The organism is Yersinia thracica (assembly GCF_902170565.1).
Lineage (GTDB): Bacteria > Pseudomonadota > Gammaproteobacteria > Enterobacterales > Enterobacteriaceae > Yersinia > Yersinia thracica.
Genome location: NZ_CABHXX010000008.1, coordinates 53,718 through 71,597 on the forward strand (window position 1 = coordinate 53,718; position 17,880 = coordinate 71,597).

Genomic DNA, 17,880 nt, shown 5'->3' on the forward strand with positions numbered 1-17,880 from the left:
TCAGTTTTGCAGCACGGATGAAACCAGTAATTGGGTATAAGGATGGTGAGGATCATCCAGCACCCGGTCAGTGAGGCCGCTTTCGATAACCCGGCCCTCTTTCATCACCAGCAGGCGGTTAGCCAATAGGCGGGCGACCCCCAAGTCATGGGTGACAATCACCACCGCCAGTTGCATTTCCACCACCAGATTGCGCAGTAAATCCAGTAACCGTGCTTGCACTGACACATCCAGACCGCCAGTCGGTTCGTCCATAAACACCAGCTTTGGATGAGTCACCAGATTGCGAGCAATTTGCAATCGCTGTTGCATCCCGCCGGAGAAGGTGGTGGGCAGGTCATCCAGACGGGATAAGGGGATCTCAACATCTTCCAGCCAGCGGCCTGCTTGTTGGCGAATTTCGCCATAATGGCGCTGTCCGATAGCCATCAGCCGTTCGCCGATATTGCCGCCCGCCGAGACTTGTGGCCGCAATCCATCCAGCGGATGCTGATGAACCACGCCCCATTCAGTGCGCAGTAAGCGGCGGCGTTGGCTTTCTGCCATCTGATATAAATCAAGCGCTTGCTGTGCATCTGGGCGGTAAATAATTTGTCCCTGTTGCGGCGTCAGGCGGGCTGAAATGGATTTCAGCAAAGTGGTTTTCCCCGAGCCAGATTCGCCAACAATCCCTAATACTTCGCCGGGATACAGTTGGAAAGAGACCTCGCTGAACCCCTTACCCGGCGCATACAAATGGGTGAGATTCTCCACCGACAGCAGCGGATGGGCGGCGGTGGAGGTTAAAATAGCGGCTTGTGAAATCATGGGATATTCACCTCTGGTGCAGCGGCCTGAGCCAATTGCTGCTGGCAATAATCAGTATCCGAGCAAACAAACATCCGGCTGCCTTTATCATCCATCACCACTTCATCAAGATAACTGTGGCGCGAGCCGCACAGGGCGCAAGGCTCATCCCATTGCTGCACGGTAAACGGGTGGTCGTCGAAATCCAGACTTTCTACCTTGGTAAAGGGCGGCAGGGCATAAAGGCGCTTTTCCCGACCGGCGCCAAACAGTTGCAGTGCGGGCATCATGTGCATCTTGGGGTTATCAAATTTCGGGATTGGCGACGGGTCCATCACGTAGCGGTCATTCACTTTCACCGGATAGGCATAGGTGGTGGCGATATGGCCGTAGCGGGCGATATCTTCATACAGCTTTACCTGCATCACGCCATACTCCTCCAAAGCATGCATTTTGCGGGTTTCAGTTTCGCGCGGTTCAATAAAGCGTAGCGGCTCAGGGATAGGTACTTGATAGATAATAATTTGATCTTCAGTCAGCGCTGTTTCTGGAATGCGGTGCCGGGTCTGGATCAAGGTGGCGTCAGTGGTTTTTTCCGTGGTGGCGACCCCGCTGACCCGCTGGAAGAAGCGGCGGATCGACACCGCGTTGGTGGTGTCATCGGCCCCTTGGTCGATCACTTTCAGCACGTCATAGCGGCCAATCAAACAGGCGGTTAGCTGAATGCCACCAGTGCCCCAGCCATAGGGCATCGGCATCTCGCGCCCGCCAAATGGCACCTGATAGCCGGGAATGGCCACGGCTTTCAGTAGTGCGCGGCGCAGGGTGCGTTTGGTTTGCTCATCCAGATAGCCCAGATTATAACCGGCGAGGATTTCAGTCATGGCGCGGCTCCTGTTGTTCTGTAGCTGCGGATAAATGCTCACGCCGCAGGCGCTTGAGTAACTCGAGTTCGGCCTGGAAATCCACGTAATGGGGCAGTTTGAGGTGAGAGACAAAACCGGCGGCTTCGACATTATCGGCGTGGGATAATACAAATTCTTCATCCTGCGCCGGGCTGGCGACCTCTTCGGCATATTCCCGGCTTTGCAGGGCGCGGTCCATCAGAGCCATCGACATGGCTTTGCGCTCTCCACGGCCAAACACCAGCCCATAACCGCGGGTAAAGTGCGGCGGTTCTGACTCTGGACTGACAAAACCATTCACCATTTCACATTCGGTCAGCAGGATTTCGCCGATATCAATGGCAAATCCCAGTTCTTCCGGCTCAATGGAAATTGTCAGGTAGCCCGTGCGGATCTCAGCGGCGAATGGGTGAGTGCGGCCATAACCGCGCTGGGTGGAATATCCTAGCGCCAGCAGGAAACCCTCATCACCACGCACCAGTTGTTGCAGCCGTGCCGAGCGATTGCACGGGTAAACCGGCGGATGGCGGGTGATATCTTCCGGCGGGGTCTCGTCATCTTGCTCAACTTTTGCTAATTGCTCTTGGGCCAATAAATCAAATACATGGGCGCAATTATTTGGCGATAAATCTTCTAACGATGCTGCCCTGCCATTGGGGGTGCGCGGCGCATCTCCTGCGGCCAGCAGGGTGAAATCCAGTAGCCGGTGGGTGTAATCGTAAGTCGGGCCAAGCACTTGCCCGCCGGGCAAATCTTTGTAAATGGCGGAGATACGCCGCTCCAGCCGCATATTGCCAGTGGTCAGCGGTTGGCTGACTGCCAGACGCGGTAAGGTGGTGCGGTAGGCGCGCAGCAGGAAAATCGCCTCCACCAAATCACCGCTGGCCTGTTTGATGGCCAATGCGGCCAATTCCCTGTCATAAATACCGCCCTCAGTCATCACCCGATCCACCGCCAGCCCGAGCTGTTGCTCAATTTGTTCGCAATCGACCGCCGGGATTTGTGTAGCGCCACGGCGCTGGTGTTCCAGTAATTGATGGGCGGCGGCAATGGCTTTTTCGCCCCCTTTGACGGCAACGTACATCAGCACACCTCCACATGGGTAGTGCGTGGGATTGCCATCAGGTTCTCGCCACAGGTGAGTAGAAAATCGAGGCCCGCGGGGAAGGCGGCGGGGCGGTTAAGCAAGTCATTCAGCACGGCAGAGGGTAATTGCGGCGCGACCCTGCGGTAGTGTTCAATTCCCGGTCCGCGTAGGCGCAGAGGTACGCCGTGATGCAGGTTTGCTACCTGAAGAATGACCGTGGTGGAGTGCTCCGGCGAAAGTTCGTTACCCGCTGGGCAGTTAGCCAGCAAATCTTCTGTTATCTCATGGTCAAATAAGGCAAAACTGGCAGCATTGATGCTAGCCGTCAGGGGTGCTCCGCAATGAAAGCGTACATTCTGCTGCACGGCATCACTGTTAAGTGCTGGTGCTAAATAGAGCGGCGTTTCCTGATCCGCCAGAGTCAGCAAAATACTGGTGGTGGCGGGATTTAATGGTGACCAGCCGCGACTATGGGGTAGCGAAATCAAGACCCCAGGCTCACTTAACGCTTTGAGAATACGGCGAAAAGCGTGCTGGGCATCATCAACCGGCTGGTCGAAATGGGTTAATAAACTCATTAATCCTCTCCTCGCACTAAGGTGAAGAAATCAACTTTGCTGGTGGCGATAGCTTGGGCGCGTAATTCCCGCCGTTCTTGCTGTATCGCCGCCAGCGGGTGAATAACGGTTTTGAGTAGCAATTCACTCAGGCCAGCCGGTTTGCCGTTAACCCTTGAAAGCTGTAATAACGCATCCAGCAGGGCGCAAAGTTCTGCATGGGGCTTATTGCGCCCGGCAATGTAGCTGTAGCCGTAGGTGTCCGCGCTATCATCGAGTTTGATAACCGCGCGGGTGATGGTCATATCGCCCAGAATAAACCGGCGGCCAGTGCCGCCCATCCGCGCCTGCAATTGGTTTAAACCCATCTCGGGGGCGCGAATCACTTGATATTGCGGCGACAGATTCAAAGGTTGCCAATGGGCAAGCAATTGCGCCGGTTGGCTGTGGGCCAACACTGACATCCAGCCCTGCCGCGTGCTCGAGGTACTTTCCATTTAGTGCTCCATAGTCAGTTCAATCATGTCAGCGCGGGTCAGACTGACGGAGTACTCCGCCACCTGCCGGCTAGCAACACCAATATTCAAGGTGCGCACACAGAGCAATGGGGCGTGGGTAGCAATTTCCAGCAAGCGGCTCTCTTTGGCTTGAGCACGGCGGGCGCTAATGCGAGTTTGGCTACGGCTTAATGGCTGTTGCAGATGCTGGCTGATGAATTGATGCAGTGAGCCAGAGTTAAACTGCTGTAATGCGGGCCACCAATTCAGGTCTGGCAGGTAGTGATCAATAACACAGACTGGGACCCCATTGACTCGGCGTAAGGTGCGCAAATGAATCACTGTCGTCCCTTCATCCAAAGACAGCGCTTTGGCGACATGCTCAATACAGGGGCGTAAAACTGCGAGTAAGCGCTCACTGGTGGGGTCACTGCCCTGATCCAATAAGTTTTGGCTAAAGCGCGCATTGGCATGCAGCGGATAATCATAAGGGCGCATCAACACCAGAATGCCGATGCCCTGCCGGCGTTGCAGCCAGCCGCGCTCGACCAGTTCATCGACGGCGCGGCGCAGAGTATGGCGATTCACCTGATAGCGCTCGGCCAATTGTTGCTCGGAAGGCAGATAGTCGCCACAGCGATAAGCGCCGCGCAACTCTTGCTCTAACTGGGCCGCAATTTGTTGATAGCGGGTGGGATAGCTGGTCGGTGGTCTAGATAAGTACATGGCAGATAACCCTTCTCTGTGTATCAACACTCCCGTCAGCCATCCACACTGAAACAACAAAAGTCACAATATTGATGAGCAGGTGGCGGAGTGTCATGGTGATAGCCCGTAAGTTTTCTCACCGCTATGCTGGCGGTTTTTAATGACAGTAGGGTTAAGCTGAGATGGCGGAATGATGAAGTTTTACCGGGTTGATAACGCGGTTTTCGCAGGGGAAGTGTATTTTGGGCGGATATTAAGAGGAAAGATGGGTCGCCATTCTGGACTCGGGCAGTGCGCAGAATGGCGAAAATACATTACCGTAAATGATGAATAACCTGATTACCGCTGCCGCGCCAGATAAGTGAAGGGTCTTTGAGATCTTGCACAAATTTACCATCGACCAGCACATTAATTAAATCAACCACTTGCTGCTGTTCGGTGGTCAGTTCAGCCAGTGTATAGCCGGTCCAGACCCAAATATCTTTGCCGTCGCACTCTTGGCGCACACGTTTTACCAGTTGCAGAATGGCGGGCAGATTTTGCGGATGTAGCGGATCACCGCCGGAGAGGGATAGCCCTTGCCGACGGATGCGCGAGTCATTCAGATCCACAACAATCCGATCTTCCATTTCTTGGGTAAAGGGTTTACCCGAATTCAGTCGCCAGGTGCTTTTGTTATAACAGCCCACACACTCGTGCACACAGCCGGAGACAAACAGCGTGCAGCGGGTGCCAGGGCCGTTGATGACATCGACACTATAATATTGATGATAATTCAATGTGTTAATAAACCTAATAGAGTAATCAGCCCAGTTGTCCGTTCGCCAAATGCTTAACGCGGCGCTTCACTTCTTCCTGCTTACCGGCGTTAAAGGGCCGCGCATCCGGGCTGCCCAAATAACCGCACACCCGGCGGGTGACCGACACTTTCGACGGCTCATGATTACCACATTTCGGGCAAGTGAAACCCTTGCTGGTGCAGGAGAATTCGCCGGTAAAACCGCATTCATAACATTCATCAATCGGCGTATTGGTGCCGTAATAAGGCACTCGGCTGTAGCTGTAATCCCAGACATCCTCCAGCGCTCTGAGGTTGTGCTGCAAGTTCGGGTATTCGCCGTAACAAATGAAACCGCCGTTAGCCAATGGTGGATAAGGTGCTTCGAAGTCCAGCTTGTCATACGGGTTAACTTTCTTTTCAACATCCAGATGGAAGCTGTTGGTGTAATAGCCTTTGTCGGTGACACCCTCGACTACGCCAAATTCTGCGGTATCCAGGCGGCAGAAGCGGTCACACAGGTTTTCACTTGGCGTGCTGTACAAACTAAAGGCGTAGCCGGTTTCTTCTTTCCAGTTATCAGTGGCTTGTCTCATGCGTTCGACGATAGCCACGCCTTTTTCACGTAATTTTTCGTCATCAAAGACATGTGCCTGATGACCAAACAGGGCATTAACTGTTTCATGAATACCAATAAAGCCCAGAGAGATAGATGCACGGCCATTTTTAAAGATTTCTGAAATATTATCATCCGCTTGCAAGCGCACCCCACAGGCTCCCTCCATATAGAGGATAGGTGCCACGCGGGCTTTGATCCCTTCCAGACGTGCAATGCGGGTCATCAGGGCTTTCTTGGCTAACAACAGGCGCTCATCCAGCAATTGCCAGAATTTTTCTTCATCGCCCTGGGCTTCCAATGCAATACGCGGCAGGTTAAGACTAATCACTCCAAGATTGTTGCGGCCATCGTGGATTTGCTTGCCATCTTCTTCATACACCCCCAAGAAGCTGCGGCAACCCATGGGCGTTTTGAAAGAGCCAGTAACTTTAACCACTTGATCATAATTGAGAATGTCCGGATACATGCGCTTGGTTGCGCACTCCAGCGCCAACTGTTTGATATCGTAGTTGGCATCGCCAAATTTATGGTTCAGACCATCACGGATAGCAAAAACCAGTTTCGGGAACACCGCGGTTTTGCGATTTTTGCCCAAACCGGCAATGCGATTACGCAGAATCGCCTGCTGAATCATGCGCGATTGCCAGCTAGTGCCCAGCCCGAAGCCGAAAGTGACAAACGGCGTCTGACCATTGGCGGTATGCAGGGTATTGACTTCATATTCCAGTGATTGGAATGCGTCATAGCACTCTTTTTCAGTGCGCGACATAGCATAACCGGCGGCATCGGGGATCTGCCACTCTTCGGCGACAGCCTTATGTTTGTTAAAGCTTTCAGTGACAAATGGCGCAAGGACTTCATCAATACGGTTGATGGTTGTGCCGCCATAAATATGGCTGGCGACCTGCGCAATAATCTGAGCGGTCACAGCGGTGGCGGTAGAAATGGATTTTGGCGGCTCAATTTCCGCGTTACCCATTTTAAAGCCCTGTGTCAGCATGCCATCAAGGTCAATCAGCATGCAGTTAAACATTGGGAAGAATGGCGCGTAATCCAGGTCATGATAGTGAATTTCACCCCGTTCATGAGCCAAGACCACATCCCGTGGCAAAATATGTTGTTTGGCGTAATGTTTCGCGACAATACCGGCCAGCAGATCCCGCTGAGTGGGGATGACTTTGCTGTCTTTATTGGCATTTTCGTTCAGCAGCGCTTGGTTACTTTGCTCTACCAGACCGCGAATTTCCTGATTTAGGCGACCACGTAGTTCGCGCGAGATATCCCGGTCATGGCGATACTCGATATAAGCTCGGGCGAGTTGCTTATATTGACCGGCCATCAGTTGGTTTTCTACCGCAGTTTGGATGTCGCGGATATCAACTTTCGGCTGGTTCTCCATCGTCTGAGCGACCACACGAGCAACAGTTGCACAATAATCTACGTCTACCACGCCAACCGCCAGCGCTGCGCGCTCGACCGCTTCCTTGATTCGCACCTCATCAAAAGGTACCTGACAACCGTCCCGTTTAATCACTACTGTTTTCACGATGTCGCTCCTGTATCCTGCCGCGTAGGATTATCAACAATACAATCTTATCCACAAGGCAACCCGCAGCACATAAGGGCTGCGAGGGGGTGTGGATGATTTTGTGGATAACTACTACATATAGGTGTTTCACTCAACATAAGCACTATATATAGGTGGTGGTAAACAAGTTTGACTTAGGACAAGGAAAGCGGCGTTAGGTTACTCCCTGTTCATAGCACTTAAAAATAGGCATTTTTATGCCGATTTCTTGCACAAAACGACATGAGTCAGAGATTCTGTGGGCGGAAATGCTCAAGCAGAAAATCGACCCAAACTCGCACCCGCGAAGGTAAATCAGCAGAGGCATAATAAAGCCACAGGGGAACCGGCGCGGGCCAGTCATTAGCTAACACTGGCACCAAACTACCGTCGGCAAAATGGGGTTCTGCATGCCACTGTGCCACATAGGTTATTCCCATATCGGCCAGCGCAGCATTCATTAATACCTCGGGTTGTGAAATCACCAAACGGCCCGATGGCTCAATAGACTGCACTTCATTATTGTGTTGCAGCAGCCATTTAACTATTCGGCCTGTTGATGGGTTGCGGTGTAGCAAACACTGATGTTGATAGAGATCCTGCGGGCTGCTGGGGGTGCCATAGCGCGCCAGATAAGCGGGGCTGGCTGCCAGCACCATTTGCATTGGGTAAAACTGACGGGCAATCAAGCGACTATCGGGATCAATATGGGTGCCGATCCCCACATCAAATCCTTCTCCGACCAAATTAACCACTCTGGCCTCCAGTGAGAGATCTAAATCAATCAGCGGATAGCGCGCCATAAATTCGGGAATCAGCGGCATTAATCGTTGGCGGCCAAAACCGGGGATTAAACTGACCCGAACCGTGCCGCTGGGATGTTGTTCATCATTGCGTGCTGTGTCCAGAGTGTGTGAAAGCGCCTGCCAAAGGGGGGCAACCCGCGCTAATAAGGTTTTACCCTCATCAGTCAGCACCACGCTATGGGTATTGCGTTGAAACAGGCGCAGCGCCAATTTTTCTTCTAGCACGCGGATATTCTTACTGACAGCGGCGGGGGTGACTCCTAATTGGCGGGCGGCGACAGAAAAATTCTCGCTTTGGGCGGCGCTTAGAAATGCGGGCAATAAACGGTGAATATCAACAGGCAGCGACATGGGTTGATACCTTAGATTGAAATTGATGTGACAGATAACAGCCTACACTGACGGCACTGAAAATGAAAAGATAGCGTTATTAAACCTGTTGGAGAATGTGTTATGCCGCGTATTTTAGTGTTGACAGCCCATCGTAAGCCGGATGAATCCCGTATCAACCACCGGTTAATAGAGACCCTTCGCCCGCTACCGAATCTCACTGTGCATGAGCTGATTCGTGAGTATCCGGATTTTCACATTGATGTGGCGCGTGAACAGCAACTACTGGAATCCCATGATGTGATTGTGATGATGTTTCCGTTTTACTGGTATAGCTCACCGGCCATTTTAAGTGAATGGCAGGACGCGGTGTTAACTTACGGCTTTGCTTATGGCAGTAGCGGGGACAAATTGCGCGGCAAGCCATTGCAACTGGTGGTGTCGACCGGTGGCAATGAACAGGCTTACAGCTCACAGGGTTATAACCGTTACCCGGCCTTGGATTTGTTATTGCCCTTCCACGCAATGGCCAATATGACGGGCATGGATTTCCTCCCGCCATTGTTGGTGCAAGGAGCCAATGCCATGGAGGAGGAAACTCTGGATCGCTATGTTCAGGATGTGGTGGCGGTGATTAAAGGGTTTTAGTTGATGGTATTGTGCGTGTACAAATTTAGTATAAATTTGATATTTCGCTGAGCGGATGTTAGCTTGCTTGAAGCATGATTGGCAATTGAAGGAGAAATGACTATGGCCACCACAATGTCTCAAAAAGCAGCGAGAGAGGGGCTGGGATCGCCTGAACTTTTTGACGGTGGCGTTTTCGTCACAAAAAATGGCGTTGCTGAGCTGTTTGTCCAACCCGCAGCAGAAAGGGAGGCGGAGATGAGGGAACGTCATCTTGAGCGCCAATCAAATGCCCTGCTGAAGCTGGTTATGTTGGCTAAACAGGATATTAAAAACCAGCAAGGGATGTCACCGGAAGAAACGCTAAGAAAGCTGTGTGCTGCGCGCAAGTAAATAATATTGAGGTTAGGAATGCCCCAAATAATTATATCACCGGCAGCAGAATGGACTCTTAAGGACATCGAATCTTTTAAAAGCGGCACTATGGGGGCCGTCGAGGCTGGGGAGTTTGTTGATAATTTATTGATATCGTCAATAACAGCAATCAATGAAGATCCGGCCCGCTATCGTTTTAACTCAATGCTATCAGATAGCGGTGTGCAATTGCGTGAGCGGCTGGATCCCGACAGTGAGTACCGCGTCATCTATGACTATGACGGGCAAACAGTGGAAATACTGGCTTTTGTCAGTATGAAACAAGATTTGGAACGGGTTCTTTACCGCTATCTTATGTTTCGATAGCATTCTGCACCCGGTTTTGCCGGGGACTGAATGACCTTTGTTGTCCTATAAAGTGCTACCCCATAAAATGTTCCGCTAACTCAAGATCCCGCCGCGTAAACTCCCTCACAATCTTCCCACTTTCCATCATGGCTGCGCGCTCGGACATATGTGCGACCACATCACTGTCGTGGCTGACCAACAAATAAGTCATGCCGTGTTCGCGTTTCAAGTGATTGAGTAGGTTGAGAATTTCCGCCTGAACTGACATATCTAATGCTGAGGTCGGCTCATCCAGCAACAGCAGCTTGGGCCGCAATAACAGGGCGCGGGCGATGGCAATCCGCTGGCGCTGGCCGCCGGAGAATTGATGAGGGTAGCGCTGTGCCGCCGAAGCCGGTAGGCCCACTAGCTCTAAAGCTTGATCAATTCGCTGCTGAATATGTTGCTCGCCATGAATCTTTAGCGGCTCACCCAGTGTACGCTGAATATTATGCTGGGGATGGAGAGAAGCATAAGGGTCTTGGAACACCATCTGCACCTCTTTGCGCAGTTGGCCGGTAAAACGATGCCCTGGTTGCAAAGGTTGGCCCAGCAAGGTTATCTCGCCTTGCCACTCGCGCTGCAAACCCGCCAGAGTGCGTAACACGGTGGATTTACCACAGCCAGATGCGCCAATCAGACTGAAAGTCTCACCCTCTTCAACGGTAAAACTGACCGACTCAACCGCCGTTTTCAACTGATTTTTTTGGGCAAAACTGACCTGTAAATTTTTGACTTCAATCAGTGCCACGGGAACCTCCAGAGAAATCAGCGCTGCGATCTAATACTGGCAAATCAGTGCCATAGGTGCTGGCATTCGGGCGGCAAGCCCACAAAGTATGGGTATAAGGGTGAGTTGAATGGGGTAAGTCAGCCGCCGCGCCTTGATCCACCAGTTTCCCCTGATACATCACCAACACCCGATGGCAATGCTCGGCAACGAGCGGAAGATCGTGGCTGATTAGCAACAAACTCATATTGCGCTGCTCAGTTTGCTCGACAATTAACTCCAATATTTGGTTGCGCAGTTTGGCATCCAATGCGGAGGTGGGTTCATCAGCAATCAATACCCGTGGGTTATTCACCAAAGCGATGGCTAACATCGCGCGTTGGCCCATGCCACCCGAAAGTTGGCCGGGATAACTGTGCCAGGCACTGGCATTTAGCCCGACCGAGGCGAGCGCATTTAACACCCGCTCGCGCGTATCCGCACCAGAAAGCGCATTATGCAGCAGCAGAGATTCTTCAATTTGTTTCCCCACGGTGCGTACCGGATTCAGTGCATAGCGCGGGTCTTGCAGCACCATGGCAATTTCACTGCCACGTAATGCGCCCCATTGCTTCGGTTTCAACTGCAATAAATCGTGTTCAATAACTTGACCAGAATTGCCTTGTTCGTCGGTATTATCCGCATAATAACTCAGCTTTTTGGCACTGACTTTGCCCGGCGCGCGCACTAACCCCATCAAAGCTCGGGCGGTAATGGATTTGCCCGAACCGGACTCACCCACCAGCGCAACCCGCTCGTGGCCGAGATGGAATGAAATATTATCCACCACCCGCTGTTGTTGGAAATCGACACAGAGGTTGTCGACGGCAAAAATTTTATCAGTCATGGTGAGGGTCCAAAATATCGCGCAGGCCGTCGCCTAACAGATTAAATGCCATACTGCTCAGTAAGATAGCGCAGCCCGGAATAGCGGCAATCCACCATTGGTCAAAAATAACCTGCATGCCATCGGCGACCATAGATCCCCATTCTGACATGGGCGGGCGAGCACCTAACCCGAGGAAGCCAAGACCTGCCGCAGCCAGGATAATACCCGCTAAATCCAATGCCAGCCGCACCACCGCCGAGGGGAGGCACATCGGCAGAATATGGCCCCACAGCAGCCGCAACCCTTTGATTCCCATCATTTCAGCGGCGGCCAGATAATCACTTTTACGCAGTAATTGAATCTCGGCTCTGGCCTGACGGGCATAGGCCGGCCAGGTGGTCAGCGCCAATGCCAGTGCGCCGTTAATTAAACCGGGGCCGAGCATGGCGACGAAAGCAAAAGCCAGAATCAGACGCGGCATCGACATCACCACATCAGTGACGCGCATCAGAATACGTTCGAGCCAGCCGCCGTAATAGCCGGAAAGCACTCCGACCAGCAAACCCAGCGGCAGGGTTATCACGGTCACCAGCAGCACTAGCCCCAAGGTTGGGCGCGTGCCGTAAATCAGGCGCGACAGCATATCGCGGCCATAGCTGTCAGTCCCCAACCAATGGCCGCGACCCGGCGCTAGCAGGCGGTCAGCCGCGTTTTGCCAGTTGGGATCAAAGGGCGCCAGCCACGGGGCGAAAATCGCGATGAACACCAGCAAGGAGAGAATAAACAGCCCGATGCTGGTGGAGGGCGAACGTTTCAGCGCATGGAAGAATTTTGTCATTGGCATATCAGCGCGTTCTCGGATCCAGCAAGCGGACCAGCAGATCCGTTACATTGTTAATCAAAATAAAGCACATACCGAGCAGCAGTGTCCCGCCCATAATGGCGGTGGTATCGCCGGCAAACAGCGCGCTGGTGAGGTAGCGGCCAATGCCCGGCCAGGCAAAGACAGTTTCGGTTAACACTGCACCCTCCAACATGCTGGTATAGGCCAGCGCAATCACTGTCAGCAAAGTGCCGCGGATATTCGGCAGCACGTGGGTGAGTAAAATACGCATCTCACCCGCGCCTTTGGCTCTTGCCAGCGTGATGTATTCTTTATTCAACTCACTCAGACAGGCCGAGCGCGTCAGGCGAGTAATACTGGCAAGCGCGTAGTAAGAGAGCAGGGCAACCGGCAAGATCAAATGGGCGACGGCATTGCCAAAGGCACCGGCATCACCGGAGCGCCAGGTATCAATCAGGGCAAAACCGGTTTTGGCTTCCACGGTATATTGATAAATATCATCGAGGCGGCCAGGGCCGGGGCTCCATTGCAGCCGTGCATAAAACAGCAACAGCATCAACAGACCGAGCCAGAAGATAGGCACCGAGTTCCCCAGCAATGTGATAAAGCGGATCGTGGCATCCAGTTTGCTACCGGCCCAGCGGGCGCACAACAAGCCGAGGATAACCCCCAGTGCCGCGCCAATCACCAGCGATAATGTTGCCAGTTCCAATGAGGCCGGGAAAACCGTTAGCAGATCTTGCAATACCGGCTGACCGCTGGCGCTGGCGATACCCAGATCACCATGGGCCAGCCGCTCCAGATAATGCCAGAACTGCACTGGCAAAGATTTATCCAGCCCAAGTTGTTGTTTAACTTGTTGATAAGTGGCCTCACTGGCGTGGTCGCCCACGATTTGCAACACCCGGTCCACCGGCGACAGCGCCGACAGGAAAAAGGTGATAACCAGTAGACCGAACAAGGTCAGGGCCAGGGTCAATAATCCCTGTAAAAACCCCCAAAGACGACGCCGAGATAAGGTTCCCGGCGTTTGATTTAGTGCTACAGACATTAACGAGCAACTCACTATTTATAAATATATTTATCGATATATCAGGACTATTTGCTCACTCGATCATAATAGACCATATCGGCATTTAGACCTTGTTGGTAGCCTTTTACATTATCTCGCAGCACAACTTGTGCTTTGGCTTGATCAATAAAGATATATGGCGAGTTCTTTTGCAGTTCTTCCTGCAACTGAGTGTAAAGCTCGATGCGTTTGGCCGGATCGGACTCAGCGACTGCCGCCAGTGTTTGTTTATTCAGCTCAGGAATAACCCAGCCATTCAAACCGGCCACAGTGCTGCTCTTGCCGTCATTATAGGCAAAGGCGCTGGCGTTAGAGTGCGCATCAAAATAATCTGGGATCCACAGACGGATAGCCGACTGATGCTGTTTGGCACGCACGCGGCCATAAACCTGGCTACCTGCGGCTGGCAGTAATACCAATTTCACACCACCTTGAGCAAAGCTGGCTTGCAACGACTGTGCAATGGTAATGAATGGCGGTTTGTTCTCCACATCCAGAGTCAGCGTGGCATCTTTAATTCCGGCTTTTGTCAGAATATCTTTGGCTTTAGCCGGGTCAAAGGTGTACGGATTGCTTTCCAACGCGCCCGGCAAACCGACCGGCAGGAAGCTTTGATGCACGAAATACTGGCCTTTCAGCAAATCTTTGGTAATGCCTTGATAATCAACCAAATAGCGGGCAGCCTGCCAGAATTCAGGTCTACTTAACAGCGGATTCGCTTGGTTGGCGGTGTTAAAGACCAAATAGTTTTGTTCGGCAGACGGGATTTCGACAACTTTAACACCCGCCTGAGTTTTCAGTGCCGCAGTTTGGTCTGGCCCTAATTCACGGGCGATATCAGCATCACCTTGCTGAATCAGCAAACGGCGAGCACTTGGATCGGGCACGTTTTTAATAATGATATTTTTAATCAGTGGCTTATCGCCAGGTGACGTCGGGTTAGCATCCAGTACGATGGCCTGATGCGGCTGATAAACACGCATTTTGAATGGGCCACTACCGGCTGAATGCATTTTCAACCAGGCATTGCCGTAATCGTCATCTTTAACATTAGCGGTCACGGCTTTTTTATCAACAATGGAGGCGATCGGCGTTGATAAAATATTCAGTGCCACCGCAGGGCTGACATCTGCGCCCCAGCTCAGTTGCACGGTATTGTTATCGATCTTTTTCACGTGTTGATCGATATTACTCGGATCCCAGCCCAATACATTCAGGATAAAGGCAGGTGAACGGTTCATTTTGACCGCGCGAGTAAAGGAGAAAATCACGTCATCCGCTTTCACCGGATTACCGGATGAGAATACCGCGTCTGGACGCAATTTCACTGTAAGAGTTTTGGCGGCGGCATCACCCTGCCAACTTTCAGCAAGAATAGGCACGACTTTTGCCGGATTATCACGATCGGCCTGTACCAGGCGTTGGTAGAGACTTGGCACGGTCTGAATACTGGAGAGTTCATTACTTTCAGCCGGATCAAGGCTAACGATATCATCCAGGGATTGCACGACAACCAGCGTATCTGGCGGTGTTGCCGCAAAGGCACTGCCAGATAGTGCTGTCAAAACCAATAATGACAGAATTTTAGCTTTCATTGGGACTCCCTGAAATGGATCATGACTATCGATATATTGAGTATGGATAGCGGGTTAAAATTGTAAACATTGCGCGGAAATTATTGTTTTTAAAACTATTTCATCGCATTTTCTCACGATAATAGCTTTGCTGTCTGTGGTCAAAGTCTCAACAGTTATTTGTTATAACAATTAGTGATAAAAAAACTTTATAAAAAAGTAATGATTCTGAGGTGATTTAAACCCGTGGTCGGTATGAATAAATGTCAGAGACTTCTCACTCAATAAAGAATGAAATGGTTATAATGAAACGTCATTTCATTTAATTTATAAGAAAGGGAACAGCATGATCACCGGAAACATTCATCATTTGGAATTAGTGCCTTATTTACCTGCGCAATTAAAAGAAGCTATTGAATATGTGAAAAGCCACATCACCGCAGAAACCCCATTGGGCAAACACGATATTGATGGTAATAATATGTTTGTATTGATTTCCAATGACTGCACCGACTATCTGGAAAATCGCCGGGCGGAATATCATGCTAAGTATCTGGATATTCAGATAATCCTGGCGGGTGTCGAGGGGATGACTTTCAGTAACTTACCTGCTGGCAAACCCGACACCGACTGGTTAGCAGATAAAGATATCGCCTTTTTACCGGCGGGGGTTGATGAGAAGCAGTTTGTGATGAAAACCGGTGATTTTGTGGTGTTTTACCCAGGCGAAGTGCATAAGCCATTATGTGCGGTGGGTGAGCCTGCAAACGTGCGCAAAGCTGTTGTGAAGGTATCTGTAAAATAGGCTATTTTACTTGCTATTTTGGACGCAAGCAGTGCTCGAAATACTCACGTACTACGTGTACGCTCCGTTTTCTCCGCGCTGGTTGCGCCCAAACTATCTGCGCCAATAACGCCTATTGATGGAGCGATTCATCAGCAAAAAATTGAGTGTTTTTATGCCTTGCCCAATGTCGCGACCATCACGGCTTTGATGGTGTGCAGGCGGTTTTCTGCTTGAGAGAACACAATACTATGCGCGGATTCAAACACTTCGTTAGTGACTTCCATGCCGCCCGGTAAGTCATAAAGTTCCGCCATTTGTTTGCCGACGGTGGTTTGGTCATCGTGAAATGCGGGTAAGCAGTGCAGGAATTTAACCTGCGGATTGCCGGTCAGTTTCACTACATTCATATTGATTTGGTAAGGTTTTAAGAGGGCAACACGCTCTTGCCACACTTCTTTCGGTTCGCCCATCGAGACCCAAACATCGGTATACAGGAAGTCGGCACCTTTTACGCCCTCGGCAATATCTTCTGTCAGTGTGATTTTACCGCCAGTCTTTTTGGCCTGTTCCTGACAAACCGCCACCAGCTCGGCCTCCGGCCAACATGCTTTTGGCGCGACTAACCGCAAATCCATCCCGACCAGTGCAGCAGCTTCCAACATCGTGTTACCCATATTGTTGCGGGCATCACCCAAGTAAGTAAATGTCATTTCACTCAATGGCTTACCCGGTAAGTGCTCCTGCATGGTCAGCAAGTCGGCCAGTAATTGGGTTGGGTGAAATTCATTTGTCAGGCCATTCCATACCGGTACGCCCGCAAATTCTGCCAGTGTTTCAACCACCTTTTGGCCGTGACCACGATACTGAATGCCGTCATACATGCGGCCTAATACTCGGGCAGTATCTTTAATTGATTCTTTATGCCCAATTTGGCTTCCCCCCGGGCCGAGGTAAGTCACGCGCGCACCTTGATCATATGCGGCAACTTCGAAAGAGCATCGAGTACGAGTCGAGTCTTTTTCGAAGATGAGCGCGATATTCTTACCGACCAGTTTTTGTTGCTCACAGCCGGATTTCTTGGCTTTCTTCAGCTCAACGGCCAAATCGAGCAGAGCTATAATCTCGGTGGGAGTAAAATCTAATAACCTTAGAAAGTGACGTTTATAGAACTGACTTATCGTGTTCATCTTTTTCATCCCGAAGGGTTAATCTGAATTTAAATTCAATTTATACGTATAAATATTCAAATACAACCCTAATCAATAAATCTTTCTCGTTTATAGTGGAGGCAATAGCGTGGGTGTGGGAAAATAGCGCCATACTAAGCCCATTGACTGAGGATAAAGGCATGGCAAACCGCGAAATGCTGGACGAACAACGTGACGAGACCCGCCTGATCATCGAAGAACTGCTGGACGATGGCAGTGATCCTGATGCGCTGTACACCATTGAACACCATCTTTCTGCTGAGAAATTCGAAGTTCTGGAGAAAGCGGCTGTTGAAGCATTCAAGCTGGGTTATGAAGTGACCGATGCTGAAGAGCTGGAAATAGAAGACGGCTCAATGGTGATGTGCTGTGATGTGATCAGCGAAGTTGCTCTCAATGCTGAAATTATTGATGCGCAGGTTGAACAGCTGATTGCTTTGGCTGAAACTTGTGGTGTGAATTACGACGGTTGGGGCACTTACTACGAAGATCCAAACGGCGAAGATGATGAAGACGGCGAGTTTGACGACGAAGACTTAGTGGATGAAGATGACGACGGCAAGCGCCACTAAATTCCTCTTCGTCCTTGACACTATAGCTGTGTTAGCTGCTCTCACTCACCCGAGTCACTGACTTGAGTCAGCTCATCGGGATTTGCTCGTTTGCTGCCTTGCTGTAGCGCCAATGACGTTGAGGAATCCCTTTTGTTGTCGGCGCTATAGCTGTGTTAGCGGCATTTGCCAGTTAATATTATCAGGGCGCTTAATG

Annotated in this window: 20 protein-coding genes; 5 read left to right on the forward strand and 15 right to left on the reverse strand. The window is 51.1% G+C overall.

The window, feature by feature from the left end; translation table 11 throughout:
* From phnK to FTA91_RS01155, 9 genes are all read right to left on the reverse strand, one after another.
* Positions 1-807 (reverse strand): phosphonate C-P lyase system protein PhnK, encoded by an 807-nt coding sequence (gene phnK / locus FTA91_RS01115; RefSeq protein WP_050114458.1) that lies wholly within the window; start codon positions 805-807, stop codon positions 1-3.
* Positions 804-1,670, reverse strand: a complete 867-nt coding sequence (locus tag FTA91_RS01120) for an alpha-D-ribose 1-methylphosphonate 5-phosphate C-P-lyase PhnJ (protein WP_050114457.1) — start codon at positions 1,668-1,670, stop codon at positions 804-806. Before FTA91_RS01120 ends, phnK begins: the two co-directional genes overlap by 4 nt.
* On the reverse strand, positions 1,663-2,775 hold the full coding sequence (locus FTA91_RS01125; RefSeq protein WP_145535186.1) for a carbon-phosphorus lyase complex subunit: 1,113 nt from the start codon (positions 2,773-2,775) through the stop codon (positions 1,663-1,665). The genes FTA91_RS01120 and FTA91_RS01125 overlap by 8 nt, the downstream gene beginning before the upstream one ends.
* Positions 2,775-3,356, reverse strand: coding sequence for a phosphonate C-P lyase system protein PhnH (gene phnH, locus FTA91_RS01130; protein WP_145535184.1), 582 nt, complete (start codon positions 3,354-3,356; stop codon positions 2,775-2,777). Before phnH ends, FTA91_RS01125 begins: the two co-directional genes overlap by 1 nt.
* Entirely contained in the window at positions 3,356-3,832 is a 477-nt protein-coding gene (gene phnG, locus FTA91_RS01135; protein ID WP_050114454.1) for a phosphonate C-P lyase system protein PhnG, read from the reverse strand. The genes phnH and phnG overlap by 1 nt, the downstream gene beginning before the upstream one ends.
* Complete coding sequence (gene phnF / locus FTA91_RS01140; protein ID WP_145535181.1) at positions 3,833-4,558, reverse strand: phosphonate metabolism transcriptional regulator PhnF; 726 nt, start codon at positions 4,556-4,558, stop codon at positions 3,833-3,835.
* Between the two features lie 296 nt (positions 4,559-4,854).
* A complete protein-coding gene (gene nrdG, locus FTA91_RS01145) occupies positions 4,855-5,319 on the reverse strand; it encodes an anaerobic ribonucleoside-triphosphate reductase-activating protein (protein ID WP_050114453.1) in 465 nt (154 codons plus the stop codon).
* 25 nt (positions 5,320-5,344) lie between these two features.
* Complete coding sequence (gene nrdD / locus FTA91_RS01150; protein WP_050114452.1) at positions 5,345-7,483, reverse strand: anaerobic ribonucleoside-triphosphate reductase; 2,139 nt, start codon at positions 7,481-7,483, stop codon at positions 5,345-5,347.
* A gap of 269 nt (positions 7,484-7,752) precedes the next feature.
* The gene (locus FTA91_RS01155; protein ID WP_145535178.1) at positions 7,753-8,661 is read right to left on the reverse strand and encodes a LysR family transcriptional regulator; all 909 of its coding nucleotides are present in this window, start codon (positions 8,659-8,661) and stop codon (positions 7,753-7,755) included.
* Positions 8,662-8,763: 102 nt separating this feature from the next.
* Here FTA91_RS01155 and FTA91_RS01160 point away from each other — a divergent pair, with 102 nt between their 5' ends.
* The 3 genes from FTA91_RS01160 (at position 8,764) to FTA91_RS01170 (ending at position 10,008) form a co-directional block, all read left to right on the forward strand.
* Complete coding sequence (locus FTA91_RS01160; protein ID WP_145535175.1) at positions 8,764-9,288, forward strand: NAD(P)H-dependent oxidoreductase; 525 nt, start codon at positions 8,764-8,766, stop codon at positions 9,286-9,288.
* Between the two features lie 102 nt (positions 9,289-9,390).
* Positions 9,391-9,660, forward strand: coding sequence for a hypothetical protein (locus FTA91_RS01165; protein WP_145582790.1), 270 nt, complete (start codon positions 9,391-9,393; stop codon positions 9,658-9,660).
* 18 nt (positions 9,661-9,678) lie between these two features.
* A complete protein-coding gene (locus tag FTA91_RS01170; RefSeq protein WP_050114448.1) occupies positions 9,679-10,008 on the forward strand; it encodes a type II toxin-antitoxin system RelE/ParE family toxin in 330 nt (109 codons plus the stop codon).
* 55 nt (positions 10,009-10,063) lie between these two features.
* Here the strand turns inward: FTA91_RS01170 and FTA91_RS01175 are convergent, their stop codons facing one another.
* Genes FTA91_RS01175 through FTA91_RS01195 form a run of 5 tightly spaced genes read right to left on the reverse strand, consistent with a single transcriptional unit; the run spans position 10,064 to position 15,138 of the window.
* On the reverse strand, positions 10,064-10,780 hold the full coding sequence (locus FTA91_RS01175) for an ABC transporter ATP-binding protein (protein WP_050114447.1): 717 nt from the start codon (positions 10,778-10,780) through the stop codon (positions 10,064-10,066).
* Entirely contained in the window at positions 10,767-11,645 is an 879-nt protein-coding gene (locus tag FTA91_RS01180) for an ABC transporter ATP-binding protein (protein WP_050114446.1), read from the reverse strand. The genes FTA91_RS01175 and FTA91_RS01180 overlap by 14 nt, the downstream gene beginning before the upstream one ends.
* Complete coding sequence (locus FTA91_RS01185) at positions 11,638-12,471, reverse strand: ABC transporter permease (RefSeq protein WP_050114445.1); 834 nt, start codon at positions 12,469-12,471, stop codon at positions 11,638-11,640. Before FTA91_RS01185 ends, FTA91_RS01180 begins: the two co-directional genes overlap by 8 nt.
* A 1-nt stretch (position 12,472) precedes the next feature.
* Positions 12,473-13,522, reverse strand: coding sequence for an ABC transporter permease (locus FTA91_RS01190; RefSeq protein WP_145582792.1), 1,050 nt, complete (start codon positions 13,520-13,522; stop codon positions 12,473-12,475).
* A gap of 47 nt (positions 13,523-13,569) precedes the next feature.
* Positions 13,570-15,138: an ABC transporter substrate-binding protein gene (locus FTA91_RS01195; RefSeq protein ID WP_050114443.1), complete on the reverse strand. Its 1,569-nt coding sequence runs from the start codon at positions 15,136-15,138 to the stop codon at positions 13,570-13,572.
* Between the two features lie 325 nt (positions 15,139-15,463).
* Here FTA91_RS01195 and FTA91_RS01200 point away from each other — a divergent pair, with 325 nt between their 5' ends.
* Positions 15,464-15,922 (forward strand): NanQ anomerase/TabA/YiaL family protein, encoded by a 459-nt coding sequence (locus FTA91_RS01200; protein ID WP_050114442.1) that lies wholly within the window; start codon positions 15,464-15,466, stop codon positions 15,920-15,922.
* Between the two features lie 152 nt (positions 15,923-16,074).
* Here the strand turns inward: FTA91_RS01200 and argF are convergent, their stop codons facing one another.
* On the reverse strand, positions 16,075-17,082 hold the full coding sequence (argF, locus tag FTA91_RS01205; protein WP_072082609.1) for an ornithine carbamoyltransferase: 1,008 nt from the start codon (positions 17,080-17,082) through the stop codon (positions 16,075-16,077).
* A 170-nt stretch (positions 17,083-17,252) separates the two neighbouring features.
* Between argF and rraB the strand changes: the two genes are divergently transcribed.
* The gene (gene rraB / locus FTA91_RS01210) at positions 17,253-17,684 is read left to right on the forward strand and encodes a ribonuclease E inhibitor RraB (protein WP_050114440.1); all 432 of its coding nucleotides are present in this window, start codon (positions 17,253-17,255) and stop codon (positions 17,682-17,684) included.
* Positions 17,685-17,880: the final 196 nt, after the last annotated feature.